The organism is Streptomyces sp. GL_141 (assembly GCF_057834385.1).
In genome coordinates this window covers 8566397-8580212 of record NZ_CM174402.1, presented here as the reverse complement: position 1 = coordinate 8580212, position 13816 = coordinate 8566397, and the positions used below count along the sequence as shown (strand labels likewise).

The window sequence follows — 13816 nt, the reverse complement described above, 5'->3', positions numbered from 1 at the left end:
TCCACCGGCCCGCTGCCGGCCGCTGGCGGCCGTCGGCAGCGCCGCCCCGCGGAAGAATCGCGCTTCGGAGTGTGTAGACCCCTTCGGGCGGGGCAGAAGCGCCCCCGGCAGCCGTCAGTCAATCGGGAGGGAGCGGCCACCATGTATCGCTCGGCCACCGTTGTAGGCCCCATGCGTGCAGCAGACGCTGAAGTACCCGTGTGTGACCTGGAGTCCACGGGAGCGCCCACGCAGGACGTGGACCTGTTCCGGGTGGAGAACGCCCGGGAGATGGCGCCCGCCGACGCGCGGGAGCTCTCGCGGCTCTTCTTCGTGCGGCTGCGCACGCTGGAGGAGGGGACGCGCGAGTACCAGTACACGCGCAACACGCTCATCGAAATGAACCTGTCCCTGGTCCAGTTCGCCGCGCGGCGCTTCCGGGCCCGCGTGCTCGGCGGCGGTCTCGACATGGAGGACGTCATCCAGGTGGGGACCATCGGGCTGATCAAGGCCATCGACCGCTACGACACGGAGCGCGAGGTCGAATTCTCCACCCTGGCCCTTCCGTACATCACCGGTGAGATCAAGCGGTACTTCCGCGACACCACCTGGGCCGTGCACGTACCGCGCCGCCTGCAGGAGCTGCGTACGGAACTCGCCAAGGCGCAGGACGCCCTGAGCGACGTCCTGGGCAGGGCGCCGACGGTCAAGGAGGTCGCCCAGCACCTGGAGTTGTCCGAGGACGAGGTCATCGAGGGGCTGGTGGCCTCGAACGGCTACACGAGCAGCTCCCTCGACGCCGTCGCCGCCGACGGCGACGCCTCGCCCGCGGCGGGCCGCGGCGCCCGGCCGGCGGCGGAGCGCCACGGCGCCGTCGATCCCGGCATGGAACTCTTCGAGGAGTTCCACACCCTCGCCCCCCTGCTGGAGCAACTGGACGAACGCGACCGGCTCATCCTGCGGATGCGCTTCGGTCAGGAGAAGACCCAGGCGGAGATCGGCGCCGCACTCGGCGTCTCCCAGATGCAGGTCTCCCGCATCCTGTCCCGGACGCTGGCACGGCTGCGCGACGGCATGCTCGCGGTGTAGGAAAGGACCATGAACTCCCCATCCGGCGCGGAGGCGGGAGCGAACGCGTGGGCGCCGCTGACCGCCCGGCCGTGGCAGGACCGTCCCGGCGCGCGCCTGAGCGGCAGCTGCGACCTCGACACCCGGCAGTGCCTGTCCGCCGCGCTCGGCGCCGTGACCGCGATGCCCGGCCCCGTCGTCCACCTCGACCTCTCCGCCGTGGCCTTCCTCGACACGGCCGCGGTCGCCGCCCTCGTACGGGCGTCGGCCGCCCTCAGCGGGCAGGGGCGGCGCCTGCTGCTCCACGACCCGCCGTACTCGCTCCGCAAGGTCGTGGAGATGTTCCCGGACGAATGCGCCGCGCTGGAGGTCGCAGCATGATCACTGTTCCTGAGCCCGCCGGGCCCGGGGCCTTCGTCCATCCCGCCCTCTTCTACCAGGACCTCGACGCGTACGTGGCCGGCGTGGGCGCCTTCGTGCGCACCGCCGTGTCGGCCGGTGAACCGGTCCTCGTCGCCGTACCGGGCCCGCACCTGGACGCCCTGCGCGAGAGCCTCGGCGGGAGCACCGCGGGCATCACCTGGACGGACATGACGGAGCTGGGCCGCAATCCCGGCCGCATCCTGGCCGGCTTGCGGGACTTCGCCGACCTGCACGTCAGCCGGGCGGTCCGGATCGTCGGAGAGCCGATCTGGCCCGGCCGCTCCCCCGCCGAGGTCCTGGAGGCCACCCGGCACGAGGCCCTCATCAACACCGCCTTCGCCGGCCGGCCCGCCACGATCCTGTGCCCGTACGACGTACGGGGGCTGGCGCCCGACGTGCTGGCCGGTGCCCGGCGCACGCACCCCACCCTCATCGAGGGGGGCCTGGACCTGCCGAGCCCGGCCTACACCGACGCCGCAAGGGTCTCGGCGGACTGCGACCTGCCGCTGCCCGAACCCTGGGACGAGGCGCCCCGGTTCGCGTACGCCCACGGCGGACTGGCCGAGGTGCGCGAGTACGCCGACGCCTGGGCCCGCGGGACCGCTCTGAGCGCGGCGCGCCGCGGCGACCTGGTCCTGGCCGTGAGCGAGGCCGCGGCCAACTCCCTGTCCCACGGGGGCGGGAAGGGCACGCTGCGCCTGTGGGCCAGCGCCGGAGCCGGTGCGGGGGTCGTCGCCGAGGTCCACGACGCGGGCCGCCTGGCGGATCCCCTCGCCGGGCGCCGCCGCCCCTCCCTGGCCTCCGCCAACGGCGGCCGGGGCCTCTGGATGATCCACCAGCTCTGCGATCTGGTCGAGGTCCGGGCCACGGACGACGGCTTCACGCTGCGGCTCCACATGGCAACGCCCTGACACCGGAGGTCACCTACACTCGGGGTCGGGCTCGGGTGTCCTCGGGCCGCTCGGGGGCATACGGACAGTCCGGGACACCGACCACGACCTCGTCGTGCGGTCCCGGGAGCAGCGAACGAAGCAGCGTCGGCACGGGGGTGCGAGAGCACGGTGGAGACCATCGGACCGGAGACGGGAGATCCAGTGAGCGCCGGCCTTCCCGGCGGCCTTCCCGGAGGAGGCCAGCGGCGTCGCCTCGCACTGGCGGGCATCGGGGGGGCGGTGGCCAAGGGACGCGACTTCACGCGCCGGGCCCTGCGCGACTGGGGCTGGGACGGTACGGAGACCGCCGAGGACGCCCTGCTCCTCGTGTCCGAGCTGCTGACCAACGCCTCCCTGCACGCGGACGGCTGCCGGGAGCTGGTGCTCACGGCCGGGGAAACGCTGCGCATCGAGGTCTGCGACGGCACCACGGACCTGCCCCTCCTCCACCCGGCACCGCGGCGCGGCATGCCCGGCGGCCACGGTCTGCACATCGTGGAGCGCCTGTCCGACCGCTGGGGCACGCACGCACAGGAGCACGGCAAGGCCGTCTGGGCCGAGATCGAGGTCACCCGCCTGGTGTCCGGCAGGCCCGCACCGCGCTGACGGAGCCGACGGGGCCCGGGTGCGCCCGGCCCTAGGCCGTCCGGGTGAGGGAGCGCGTCGATCCGGCCTCCGGGGGCAGGAGCGCCTCATGACCTCTCATCAGTTCAGCTCCCTGTCCCTGGCCCCCGCGATCGGCCCTTCCTGGGTGCACCTGCTCGTCATCGCCTTCGCGCTGATCGTCCTCGTGCACACCCTCGCCCGGCACCGGTAGGAACGCGTACGTCCGGCCGTGGCCGCAGCGTACGGGCCCTGCCCGGCGGGGAGTTCGGTCAGCGGGGGCGGCCGTCGGCCGGGCCGTGGGCCGTCGGAGCGGGCTCCAGCAGGATGCGGGGCAGGGCGCCGGGGTGCTTCTCCGCCAGCCAGGCGATCAGCTGCTCGCGTACGGCGCAGCGCACCGTCCACACGTCGTCGGCGTCCTTGGCCGTGACGATGGCCCGCACCACGATGGTGGAGGGCGTCGTCTCCGTGACCGCGAGGTCCCAGCCGCGGCCGTCCCACTGCGGGCAGTCGTGCAGGATCTCCAGGACCTTGTCCCGCAGGAGGTCCACGGGCGCGCTGTGGTCGCAGTGGAGGAAGACCGTGCCGGTCATCTGGACCCCGCCGCGCGACCAGTTCTCGAACGGCCTGGTGGTGAAGTACGAGACCGGCATGGTGATGCGGCGTTCGTCCCAGGTGCGTACGGCGAGGAAGGTGAGGGTGATGTCCTCGACGACCCCCCACTCGCCGGCGACCACGACCGTGTCGCCGATGCGCACGAGGTCGCCGAAGGCGATCTGGAAGCCCGCGAAGAGGTTCCCGAGGGCGGACTGGGCCGCCACGCCGGCCACGATGCCGATGATCCCGGCGGAGGCGAGCACGGAGGTGCCGAGCGCGCGGAAGCTCGGGAACGTGAGGAGCATCGCGGCGCCCGCGATCACGGCCGCGACGACGGTCACGACCCTCGTGATCAGCGTCACCTGGGTACGGACCCGGCGTACCCGGGCCGGGTCGCGGGTGCCGGTGGCGTAGCGGGCGTACCCCGACTCGACGGCGGCGGAGGCCACGACCACGATCAGCCAGGCCCCGGCGCCGATCAGGGCGAGGATAAGGATCCGGCCCGTGGCGGCCGCGTTGTCCCGCAGCGGGGGCCACTCCGCGTGCCGGCAGGCGCCCTTGAACAGTGCGGCGAGCAGGACGATCTGCAGGGCGTGCCGACAGCGGCGCAGCAGGTTCCACAAGGGCGTTTCGGGGTGTCGTGCGTCGGCGCGGCGGAGCAGTCGGTCGACGGCCCAGCCGGCCGCGGCGGTGAGCAGGATCGAGGCCCCCAGGAGGGCCAGGAGGCGAAGGGCGCTGTTCATGTCTCCCCAGTGGGTGGAAGCGGCACGGACCTTCCCGCGCCTGCCCCACGGCAGGGACCTGACACGGGGCGAGCTCAACGTCCCCGTGCGCACGGCCTACACCTTCGGTTCCGCCCTGGGGTCCGGCTCCGGCTCCGGCTTCGGCTCCGGCTTGGGCGGGGGCGCGGGATGGCCTTGCCGGGGCCGGCGGTGCCACCAGTGCCGGCGGCGCGGGTGCACGGCCCGGCCCATGCGGCGGCCGATCAGCAGGTAGCCGAGGAGGGCACCGGTCGTGTTGAGGATGACGTCGTCGATGTCGAAGACGCGTCCCGTGACGAGGGCGCCCTGGATCAGCTCCACCAGCGTCATCAGACACACCGTCACCACGGCGACCCGCAGCAGCCCCCGGGCCGGGGGCATGAGGACGGGCAGGAGCACCCCGAACGGCAGGCCCAGCAGCAGGTTCCCGCCCAGCTGGCGCACCGCCTCGACGGTCGACGCGCCGTCCAGGTAGGCGCTGATCGAGTGGCCGGGCCGGACGTTGCTGTGCACCAGGTCCACCGAGGCGGCGGAGGGTTCCAGCGTGAGCCGTGCCAGGACCACGCTGAACAGGACGGTCCCGACGAAGGCCGCCACCATGGCCAGCGCCCGGACGGCCGGGTGCGCCGGACGGGGCCGTCGCCAGGCGGCCGCCACGGGTCCGGTCTCGGAACTCCCACTGCGCCGCAGCGCGCGTCTCCATGTCATGGCGGCTCGTCTGCCCGGCGAACGGTCCGGTACGCCCCCGGCGGCCGAGCCGGGTCCGGACCGGCGTTCCGTCGCAACGGCCCGGGCGCTCCGGGGTGAATGAAGGGGCGGAGCCGGGGCAGGCGAGTTCGGGCGGGGCGCCGACAGCGCCGCGTACGACATCGAAAGAGAGGGACGGCCGGCACCGCGTCGCCGCCCCCTGTCTGGCGAAGGAGTTGTTTTCGCGTGACTGAGCATGTGTGGAGCTACAGGTCGACCGCGGGCCACCTGACCGGCACCGATCTGATCGGCTACACGGTCGAGGCGACCGACGGCAGCATCGGCAAGGTCGACAAGCACTCCGACGAGGCCGGTGACGCCTACCTGGTCGTGGACACCGGTATCTGGATCTTCGGCAAGGAGGTCCTGCTCCCGGCGAGCACCGTGATCATCGTCGACGCGAACCGGGAGAAGGTCTACGTCGAGGGCACCAAGGAACAGATCAAGAACGCCCCGGAGTTCCATCGCGAGAAGCACCTCGACGACGTCGGGTACCGCGAGGAGATCGGGACCTACTACTCCGTCGGCGGCTTCGGCGGGCGCATCATCTGACCCGGAGGCACGGGAACGGGGCCCGGACTCGACGAGTCCGGGCCCCGTTCCCGTGCCCGCAGCGCGGCCCGTGCCCGCAGCGCGGACCGTGCCCGCAGCGCGGACCTGGCCGGCAGCGCGGAGCCGGCGGCAGCCGCCGTCAGCCCCGTACGACCGCGCGCACGTTCTCGACGCTGCCGCAGTCGGCGGCGAGCTGTCGTTCCCGCTCCCGCAGGAAGGCCGCCCCGAGCTCGGCCCTCCGCTCGTCCGGTACGTTCTCCCGGGCTCCGTTGAGGATGGTGCGCTCCTCCTCGTCGAGGTGGTGGGAGACCGCCTTGACCAGGTCTTCCAGCCGCCCGTCCCAGTCGTCGGAACCCACTTCGGACACCTCCAGCAGCGCCAGGAGGGCCTCGTTGCCCTCGGCGTGCTCCTCGGTCCCGTGCTCGACCTCGGCGTTGTCGACGTCCTTGAACCGCTTCAGCGCGCCGTACACCTCCGCCTCCTCGGCCTCGCCGTGCGCCACGAGGAGCGCGGACAGCTTCGCGAGCGCGTCCGCCCGGTCGGCCTCCACGCTGCGCATCCGACGGAAGAGCTCCTCCATCCTGCGGTGGTCCTTGAGGATCAGGGCGACGACGTCCTGGGTCTCGTGTGCGTCCGCGGCCATGCCACGTTCCTCCTCTGCTCACGCGTTTCGTTCCGCAGGGGCGCCTGCTCGATACCGGCGGGTTCAAACCTCGGCGCCTCGCGATGCGGAACCCTCGCCGTGGTCGGCCGGGACGGCCGTGGGGGCGCACGGCGCTGGGCCATCCGGAGCAACGGGGGCGTGTTCCCTCCGGGCCGCCGCCGATCGGCCGCACGGGCGGTGGATAGTCGGTCGGGGCGGTCGGCCGCACGGGCTGCCGGCCCCGCGCCCAGGCGACACAGGGAGAGTGGATCCGATGGTGAAGAAGGCATTGCTGACGTACGCCTTGGCGGCCGGAGTACTGATCGGGCCGCTGAGTACGGCCGGCTGGGCGGCCGACGCGCTCGCCGCCGGCCACGCGCAGGGCGCGTCCGGCCCCGTGGGCGTGGTCGAGACCCGCGCGCCGCTCAACGTCCGCGAGAAGCCGACCGTGTACTCGGACGTGGTGAAGAAGCTGCACCCGCACGAGCGGGTGCGCCTCGTGTGCCAGAAGCGCGGGGGCTGGGTGGACGGCAACCCGGTGTGGTACCGGCTGCACGGCTCGAAGGGCTGGGTCTCGGCCCGCTACGTCCACAACCTCCAGCCGGTCCGGCCCTGCTGACACCGCGCGGCGGGCGGTGACACGCGTGAAGGGAGCGGCCCCGGTGTGCGGGGCCGCTCCCTTCACGCGTGCCGGGGCTCAAGCGGTGGAGGGCAGTGCGCGCCTGTCGCCTCCCGCGGTACGGAGTTCACGCCTCTCGTGCGCGGTGAGCCCGCCCCAGACGCCGAAGGGCTCTCCCACCTCCAGCGCGTGCCGCAGGCACTCGCGCTGCACCGGGCACAGCGCGCACACCTCCTTCGCCGCCGCGTCCCGCGCCTCTCGCTCCGGGCGCTGTTCGCCCGTGGGATAGAAGAAGAGGCGCGAGCCCAGTTCCCGGCAGGCGGCGTCCTCCTGCCACAACCAGTGGTGCTCGGCACGACCCGGCAGACGCGACACATTTCCCACCTCAGAACCTCCATCGGAGACGGCCCGGACCCGGAACGGGATCCGATCGGATGCGGACCTGATTCGGATGCGCGATCGCTTCTCGTCTGACCCGGAACGGTCGGCTCAAACAGCCCGTTCCCGTCGTGCCCGGCGGCTCCGCCGGGCCAGCAGGGCCACGGTCAGGACGCCGGCGGCCGTGACCCACGCGGTCCGGTGGCTCCGGACCGTGGTCGCGGCCCGCACGGCCTTGTCCCGTGCGGAGTCGAGCTTCCCGTCCTCCACGAGGCGGCCCAGTTCCTCCCGGGTCCGGACGGCCTGCCGGCGGAGCGCCTGTGCGCCGGGGAGGGTCTTGTATCCGTGCAATCCGGTCGTCGTCATCGCGGTTCCCTTCCTTCGAGTACTCCGCCTGCCTGACGGGCGTGCTGCGCGGATACCCCGCAACGGGCGTACGACACAGCTGAGTTGCTCCTGAAATGGGATGGCGGCCCGCCCCCGAACGGGGCGAGCCGCCAGACGGCCGTACGGCGGTGGCGCCGCCGGCTACCAGTAATGACGCCGGCCGCCGACCGCGTGTCCGACCGAGCCAAGGATCCACAGCACCGCCCCCACCACGAGCAGGATGACGCCGATGGTCCACAGAATGGAGATTCCCGTCAGGAATCCGATGAGCAGGAGGATGAGTCCGGCGAAAAGCATGATGTCCTCACTCGCGCGTCGGGAAGACGGCGGAGCGGTGGCTCCGCCGCGGTGCCTCGGCTCGCGTCTACCCCCGGGCGCCCTCTTTATCTGTGCCGTCCGGGTCCCGGCCAGGGGTCGCCAGCGAGCACACCGGCCAGTCGGAGCCGAACATCAGCCGGTCCGGACCGAGGGCTTCTCCGGTGATCCATTCCTGGTCCCGTACGGCGAGCTCTGCACGGTGGTCGCCGTCGACCTCGGGCCGGAGCGGCGGTAACACCGGCCGGGCGGGGGCGCCGTTCAGGCCGACAGGTCGAGCTCGTAGACCTGTCCGATCAGATCGGCGCCGAAGCTGTGGTGCGGCTCCTCCTCGACGAGCCGGAAACCGGCGGCCAGGTAGATCCCGCGCGCGGCCGCCAGGGTGTCGTTGGTCCACAGCCGGATCCGCCGGTACCCCGCCGCGCGGGCGAAGTCCACGCACTGGGCGACCAGGCGCGAGCCCAGGCGGTGGCCGCGGGCGACGGGGTCCACGAGGAGGATCCGCAGCTTCGCGGTGCCGCCGGAGCCGTCTTCATTGACCTCGCCGTCTTCGTCGGCCACGCAGAACACGCTGCCGACGCGGCGGCCGTCCAGCTCGGCGATCCAGGCCGCCTCGCGGGAGGGATCGTGGTCGGCGGCGTAGTCCGCGACGATCCGCGCCACCAGGGCCTCGAAGCCGATGTCCCAGCCGAATTCCTTCGCGTACTGCTCGCCGTGGGCCATCACCACCCAGCCGAGATCGCCCGGCTCCCCCAGCGGCCTGATCACCGCGCGGACCTCATTCATGGGGACTCCCTCTCCGGTCGGCCGCAACCACCGAACTACCGGCCTTCGAACCTCTGCTTTACTGAAACGACTGTTTCAGTAAAGCATAATGTCCGGATGAGCCCCTCCGCCCGTGACGACTCCGCCCGCGCCGATTCCGCCCGCAAGCAGCAGCTCCTGGAGCTGGCCTACGCCCATGTGCTGGACCACGGGCTGGCGGACATGTCCCTGCGGCCCCTGGCCGAGGCGATCGGCAGCAGCCCGCGCGTCCTCCTCTTCCTGTTCGGCAGCAAGGACGCCCTGGTGCAGGCGCTGCTCGCGCGGGCCCGGCAGGACGAGACGGGAATGCTCGAAGCCGTGCACCGGGCCCGGCCGGAGCACGGGCTCGCCCGCACGGGCGAGCTGGTGTGGAGCTGGCTGGCCGACCCGGGACACCGCAAGGTCCTCACCCTCTGGGTCGAGGGCTACTCACGCTCGCTGAGCGGCGGCGCGGGGCCCTGGGCGGGCTTCGCGGAGCGGACGATCGCCGACTGGCTGGAGCTCTTCGCCGCCGCCCAGCCCCCGGCCCGCCGTGACACGCCCGTGGGGCTCGCCGAGCGCACCCTGCTGCTCTCGGTCCTGCGCGGGGCGCTGCTGGACCTCTTGGCGAGCCGCGACGAGCAGCGCACCACGGCGGCGGTGACCACGCACCTGCGCACCCTGGAGGCTTCCGCCGACGACGCGCCGGCGCACCGGGGCGGGCCCGGGAAGAGGTCCGGGAAGGGGTCCACCGGCAGGACCGACCGCGCCGCCCGTACGGTCGCGGCGCCGCCGGAGGCCGTCTACGCCGCCCTGCTCGACCGCGCGTCCCTCGAAGCCTGGCTTCCGCCGGACGGGATGAGCGGGCGGATCGAGTGGTGGGACCCGCGGCCCGGGGGCGGCTTCCGGATGGTCCTCACCTACCTCGACACCTCCTTCGACGCCACCGGGAGTCCGGGCAAGAGCTCCGACGCGACCGATGTGGTCGACGTACGGTTCACCGGACTGGTGCCGCCCGAACGCGTGGTGCAGCAGGCCGTGTTCGTGTCCGACGACCCCTCGTACGCCGGCACCATGACGATGACCTGGCACCTGACCGCCTCCGAGCAGGGCACCGAGGTGACCGTCACCGCCACGGACGTGCCGCCGGGCATCGACCAGGCGGACCACGAGGCGGGCATCGCCTCCTCGCTGGCCCACCTGGCGTCGTACGTCGAAGCGGTCCGATGACCCGGACGGGCTGAGCGCCGGCGCTACTTGCCCACCGGGGCGGGGGCCGTTTCGGTCACGGGGCCCGCCTGGTCCGGCAGTTCGAGCCGGTCCGGCGGTTCGAGGCGGTGCGGCCGGAGGGCGGGGATCAGAGCGGCGACGGCCCCGGAGAGCAGGGCGAAGCCGCCGCCCATCAGCAGGCCGGTACGGAAGCCCGCCTCGGAGGTGAAGGTGAATCCGCCCGCCGTGGTCGTCATCCGAGCCAGCACGACACCGACGACGGCGGCTCCGACGGAGGTGCCCAGGGAGCGCATCAGGGCGTTGAAGCCGTTGGCGGCGCCGGTCTCCGTATGGGGCACCGCGCTCATGATCAGAGCGGGCATGGCTCCGTAGGCGAGGGCGACGCCGCTGTTGATGACCATGACGGCGGCCATCAGCCCGACGGCCGTCGTGGAGAAGAGGAGCGCGACGCCGTACCCCGCGGCCAGGACGAGTGCTCCGCAGACGAGGGTGACCTTCGGGCCGCGGGCGTCGGTGAGCTTGCCCCCGAGGGGGGACACGGCCATCATCATCAGCCCGCCGGGCAGCATCCACATGCCCGCCGCCAGCATGGACCGGCCCAGGCCGTAGCCGGTGGCGGCGGGGAACTGCAGCAGTTGCGGAATGACCAGCATGCTCGCGTACATGCCGAAGCCGATGGAGACGGAGGCGAGGTTGGTCAGCAGGACGCGCGGGCGGACCGTGGTGCGCAGGTCGACCAGCGGGTCGGTGGTCGGCCATTCGAACCACACCCAGGCGGCCAGGACCACGACCGCGGTGGCGATCAGGCCGAGGGTGGTCGCGGAACCCCAGCCCCAGTCCGCGCCCTTGGACACGAACAGCAGCAGGGACACCAGGCCGGCCGCGAGGCCGAGCGCGCCGATCACGTCGAAGCGCTGCCCCTTGACGGCGGCCGGGACCTCGGGGATGAAGGCCACGATCATGACGGCGACGCAGCCGGCGAGCGCCGCGGAACCCCAGAACAGGAAGCGCCAGCTCGTGTACTGGGCGACGGCCGCGGAGAGCGGGAGGCCGATGCCGCCGCCGATGCCCATGGAGGCGCTCACGAGGGCGATGGAGGAACTGAGCTTCTCGGCGGGGAGGATGTCGCGGAGCAGGGCGATGCCCAGCGGGATCATGCCCATGCCGACGCCTTGCAGGCCCCGCCCGATGATCATCTGGACGACGCCGCCCGCCAGCGCGCACACCACCGATCCGACGATCAGCGGTATGCAACAGGCCAGGAGCATCCGGCGCTTGCCGAGCATGTCGCCCAGGCGCCCGCTGATCGGTACGCACACGCCCGCGACCAGGAGGGTGGCGGTGACGACCCATGCGGAGTTGGAGTGGGAGGTGTGGAGGATCTTCGGCAGCTCGGCCAGCAGCGGCGTGACCAGCGTCTGCATGACGGCTGCGGCGATGCCCGCGAGCGCGAGCGTCGCGATCACCTTGCCGGTGCGGGGGGCGGCCGTGGGCGGCTGTGGCATGAAGGGTCCTAGGGGGGTCTTGTCGATCGGGCCGATCGGGCCGCGAGCCCGGCGATGCGTGGGTACGGGGTCGGCGCACACCACAATCAGTAGTCAACTATCAGTTCGAGGCGGGCGACGTGTCAACCAGATCTGATCGTCGACTATCAGTTGTATGATCGGCAGCGTGCCGACCGACAGCCCCAAACCCCTGCGCGCCGACGCCGTGCGCAACATCGAGAAGATCGTCAGAGCGGCACGCGACGTGTACGCCGAGCTGGGACCCGACGCGCCGCTCGACGAGATCGCGCGGCGGGCCGGCGTGGGGATCGCCACGCTCTTCCGCCGCTTCCCCGACAAGGCCGCCCTGCTCCGCGCCGTGCTCGACCAGCAGTTCACCCAGGACGTCCTGCCCGTCATCGACCGCGGACTGGCCGACGAGGACCCCCGCCGCGGCCTGACCGTCGTACTCGAAGCCGCCCTGGCCTCGGCGGCCGGCGAGCACCACGTGCTGACGGCCGCCCGGAACGCCGGAGTCCTCTCCGCTGAGGTCAGCGCGCGGTTCTTCGCCGCGCTCGACCCGCTGGTGACGCGGGGGCAGCGGGCCGGGGTGATCCGGGGCGACCTCGTGCCCGAGGACCTGAAGAGGATCATGGGCATGCTCGTCAGCGTGCTATGGACCATGGACCCCGCCGAGGAGGGCTGGCCCCGCTACGTGGCCCTGGTCATGGACGGCCTGAGCCCGGCCGCGGCGAACCCCCTGCCCCACCCGGCTCCCCCACTGCTGCGGCGGCCGCAGAAGTGATCTCCTTCGGGCCGTAGCACGCCGCGGCTTCCCCGGTGAGCAGCGCCCAGTAGCGATCGCCGAAGGACCAGTGCCACCATTCCGTCGGGTAGTTCACCAGGCCGGCGGCGGTGAGCGCGGCACCCAGCAGCTCCCGGTTGGCGCGGGCTTCCTCGCCGATGCCGGCGGCGTGCGTGTAACAGGCGCCCCCGCTCTCCTCCGGATCCGCGTTCATCCGCGTGCCCATGTCCAGCTCGTGCCCCTCGGCGTCGGCCAGGGTGAGATCCACGGCCGCACCGGCGCTGTGCGGAGCGATCGCGGGCGGGGAGACGTAGCGACTGGCGGCCGCATGGATCCGCTCCTCGCTCCACGCGGGGTTGCCGACCCGCAGCAGACCGGCGTACTCCTCGAAGTACGCGCGCTGGAGCGAGGGCGGCCGGTACCCCTCGACGAACAGCAGTCGCAGGCCGCGGGGAAGGGTCTTCTGGGCGGCCAGCAGGCGCGCCAGCACGCCTTCCCGCAGGTACGCGAAGGCGTCCGCCGGGTCCTGTTTGCGTGCGTCGACCAGCAGGTGGCCGCCGCTGCGGACGTCCACGAGGGGTTCGCCGGACTCCTCGACGGGTATCGCAGCGACCTTCGGGTCCGACATCAAGACTATTTCGCTCATCCCTTGATCATCGCCTACCGCTCAGACCGAAGTAGAGGGCCACGGAGAGGGTGAGCATCAGGGCGGAGGAGACCAGGAAGCCGGTGCGGGTGCCGTCGCCCGGGAAGGGGACGTTCTGGCCGTAGAAGCCGGTGATCGCGGTCGGGACGGCGATGATGGAGGCCCAGCTGGTGACCTTCTTCATGATCAGGTTCAGCCGGTTGCCCTGGACGTTGAGATTGGTGTCCATGACCGAGTTCACCAGGTCGCGCAGGGACTCGGTCCACTCGGTGGCGCGCAGGACGTGGTCGTAGACGTCCTGGTAGTACGGCAGCATCGCGGGGCTGACGGTGTGCAGGTCGCGGCGCAGCAGGGTGTTGACGACCTCGCGCATGGGCAGCACCACGCCCTCCTTGGCCAGGTCGGCGGAGTCGTCCCAGTGGGCGACGACGCGGTCCATGTCGAAGTGGCCGCTCGCACGGACGGTGATCAGGGCGTTGGCGGTGATGAAGGCGGCGATCTCGCGGGTCCGCAGGGGGCCGTCGGGGGTGTCGGTGCAGACGGCGTAGGCGCTGAGGAAGAGGTGCGTGCGGTAGCGGTCGAGCTTGGCGCGCTGGTGCGCGTGCCGGGCGTCCTCGACTGCCAGCTCGTGCAGCCCGAACTGCTCGGCGATCAGGTCGAAGTCCGCCTCGGTGGGATCGCAGAGGTCCAGCCAGACGGTGCAGGCGGGCTGGCCCGCGTAGGCGGAGAGGTCCTGGGTGGGGAACCCCTCCAGGGCCAGGACGCCGTCGCGGTAGAGCCGGGTTCGTGCCACCCGAGCAGGCTAGGCCGTCTCTTTCGGATCTTGCCGGGCGACGCGGGCCAGGCAAGATCCGAAAGAGACGG

At 72.3% G+C, this 13816-nt stretch carries 20 protein-coding genes; 9 read left to right on the top strand and 11 right to left on the bottom strand.

The annotated features are described in order from the left end of the window. The first annotated feature begins 141 nt into the window (after nt 1–141). The 5 genes from AC3IX6_RS38150 to AC3IX6_RS38130 all read left to right on the top strand — a co-directional run bounded on the left by AC3IX6_RS38150 (nt 142) and on the right by AC3IX6_RS38130 (nt 3219). Nucleotides 142–1068 carry a SigB/SigF/SigG family RNA polymerase sigma factor gene (locus AC3IX6_RS38150; RefSeq protein ID WP_489367897.1) on the top strand — a complete coding sequence of 309 codons (927 nt, stop codon included), beginning with the start codon at nt 142–144 and terminating at the stop codon, nt 1066–1068. Nucleotides 1069–1077: 9 nt separating this feature from the next. After that, nucleotides 1078–1428, top strand: a complete 351-nt coding sequence (locus AC3IX6_RS38145) for an STAS domain-containing protein (RefSeq protein WP_489367896.1) — start codon at nt 1078–1080, stop codon at nt 1426–1428. Continuing rightward, complete coding sequence (locus AC3IX6_RS38140) at nt 1425–2381, top strand: anti-sigma factor RsbA family regulatory protein (RefSeq protein WP_489367895.1); 957 nt, start codon at nt 1425–1427, stop codon at nt 2379–2381. Before AC3IX6_RS38145 ends, AC3IX6_RS38140 begins: the two co-directional genes overlap by 4 nt. Before the next feature lie 183 nt (nt 2382–2564). Continuing rightward, entirely contained in the window at nt 2565–3008 is a 444-nt protein-coding gene (locus tag AC3IX6_RS38135; RefSeq protein ID WP_489367894.1) for an ATP-binding protein, read from the top strand. 88 nt (nt 3009–3096) lie between these two features. Beyond that, nucleotides 3097–3219 (top strand): hypothetical protein, encoded by a 123-nt coding sequence (locus tag AC3IX6_RS38130; RefSeq protein WP_389436265.1) that lies wholly within the window; start codon nt 3097–3099, stop codon nt 3217–3219. Nucleotides 3220–3277: 58 nt separating this feature from the next. Here AC3IX6_RS38130 and AC3IX6_RS38125 read toward each other — a convergent pair whose 3' ends face one another. Both AC3IX6_RS38125 and AC3IX6_RS38120 read right to left on the bottom strand, forming a co-directional pair. Further along, nucleotides 3278–4345 (bottom strand): mechanosensitive ion channel family protein, encoded by a 1068-nt coding sequence (locus AC3IX6_RS38125; protein ID WP_489367893.1) that lies wholly within the window; start codon nt 4343–4345, stop codon nt 3278–3280. 96 nt (nt 4346–4441) lie between these two features. Continuing rightward, on the bottom strand, nt 4442–5071 hold the full coding sequence (locus tag AC3IX6_RS38120) for a VanZ family protein (RefSeq protein WP_489367892.1): 630 nt from the start codon (nt 5069–5071) through the stop codon (nt 4442–4444). Between the two features lie 225 nt (nt 5072–5296). Between AC3IX6_RS38120 and AC3IX6_RS38115 the strand changes: the two genes are divergently transcribed. Next, complete coding sequence (locus tag AC3IX6_RS38115) at nt 5297–5662, top strand: PRC-barrel domain-containing protein (protein WP_489367891.1); 366 nt, start codon at nt 5297–5299, stop codon at nt 5660–5662. Between the two features lie 139 nt (nt 5663–5801). Here AC3IX6_RS38115 and AC3IX6_RS38110 read toward each other — a convergent pair whose 3' ends face one another. After that, a complete protein-coding gene (locus AC3IX6_RS38110; protein WP_489367890.1) occupies nt 5802–6305 on the bottom strand; it encodes a hemerythrin domain-containing protein in 504 nt (167 codons plus the stop codon). A gap of 274 nt (nt 6306–6579) precedes the next feature. On the opposite strand from AC3IX6_RS38110, the gene AC3IX6_RS38105 reads away from it, so the two are divergent. Further along, the gene (locus AC3IX6_RS38105; RefSeq protein WP_489367889.1) at nt 6580–6924 is read left to right on the top strand and encodes an SH3 domain-containing protein; all 345 of its coding nucleotides are present in this window, start codon (nt 6580–6582) and stop codon (nt 6922–6924) included. A gap of 78 nt (nt 6925–7002) precedes the next feature. Here the strand turns inward: AC3IX6_RS38105 and AC3IX6_RS38100 are convergent, their stop codons facing one another. The 5 genes from AC3IX6_RS38100 to AC3IX6_RS38080 all read right to left on the bottom strand — a co-directional run bounded on the left by AC3IX6_RS38100 (nt 7003) and on the right by AC3IX6_RS38080 (nt 8790). Beyond that, nucleotides 7003–7299, bottom strand: a complete 297-nt coding sequence (locus AC3IX6_RS38100) for a WhiB family transcriptional regulator (RefSeq protein ID WP_489367888.1) — start codon at nt 7297–7299, stop codon at nt 7003–7005. Nucleotides 7300–7413: 114 nt separating this feature from the next. Beyond that, entirely contained in the window at nt 7414–7668 is a 255-nt protein-coding gene (locus tag AC3IX6_RS38095; RefSeq protein ID WP_489367887.1) for a hypothetical protein, read from the bottom strand. Nucleotides 7669–7830: 162 nt separating this feature from the next. Beyond that, nucleotides 7831–7986 carry a DUF6131 family protein gene (locus AC3IX6_RS38090; RefSeq protein ID WP_214952159.1) on the bottom strand — a complete coding sequence of 52 codons (156 nt, stop codon included), beginning with the start codon at nt 7984–7986 and terminating at the stop codon, nt 7831–7833. A 67-nt stretch (nt 7987–8053) separates the two neighbouring features. Continuing rightward, nucleotides 8054–8245, bottom strand: a complete 192-nt coding sequence (locus AC3IX6_RS38085; protein WP_489367886.1) for an amidohydrolase family protein — start codon at nt 8243–8245, stop codon at nt 8054–8056. A gap of 20 nt (nt 8246–8265) precedes the next feature. After that, a complete protein-coding gene (locus AC3IX6_RS38080) occupies nt 8266–8790 on the bottom strand; it encodes a GNAT family N-acetyltransferase (RefSeq protein WP_489367885.1) in 525 nt (174 codons plus the stop codon). Between the two features lie 96 nt (nt 8791–8886). Between AC3IX6_RS38080 and AC3IX6_RS38075 the strand changes: the two genes are divergently transcribed. After that, entirely contained in the window at nt 8887–10017 is a 1131-nt protein-coding gene (locus AC3IX6_RS38075; RefSeq protein ID WP_489367884.1) for an SRPBCC domain-containing protein, read from the top strand. Nucleotides 10018–10040: 23 nt separating this feature from the next. On the opposite strand, the gene AC3IX6_RS38070 is transcribed toward AC3IX6_RS38075, so the two are convergent. Then, nucleotides 10041–11522 (bottom strand): MFS transporter, encoded by a 1482-nt coding sequence (locus AC3IX6_RS38070; RefSeq protein ID WP_489367883.1) that lies wholly within the window; start codon nt 11520–11522, stop codon nt 10041–10043. A gap of 166 nt (nt 11523–11688) precedes the next feature. Between AC3IX6_RS38070 and AC3IX6_RS38065 the strand changes: the two genes are divergently transcribed. Further along, nucleotides 11689–12306 carry a TetR/AcrR family transcriptional regulator gene (locus tag AC3IX6_RS38065; RefSeq protein ID WP_489367882.1) on the top strand — a complete coding sequence of 206 codons (618 nt, stop codon included), beginning with the start codon at nt 11689–11691 and terminating at the stop codon, nt 12304–12306. Here the strand turns inward: AC3IX6_RS38065 and AC3IX6_RS38060 are convergent. After that, nucleotides 12227–12952 (bottom strand): M15 family metallopeptidase, encoded by a 726-nt coding sequence (locus tag AC3IX6_RS38060; RefSeq protein ID WP_489367881.1) that lies wholly within the window; start codon nt 12950–12952, stop codon nt 12227–12229. The genes AC3IX6_RS38065 and AC3IX6_RS38060 overlap by 80 nt on opposite strands. A 7-nt stretch (nt 12953–12959) precedes the next feature. Continuing rightward, a complete protein-coding gene (locus tag AC3IX6_RS38055; RefSeq protein WP_489367880.1) occupies nt 12960–13745 on the bottom strand; it encodes a magnesium transporter CorA family protein in 786 nt (261 codons plus the stop codon). Between the last annotated feature and the right edge of the window lie 71 nt (nt 13746–13816).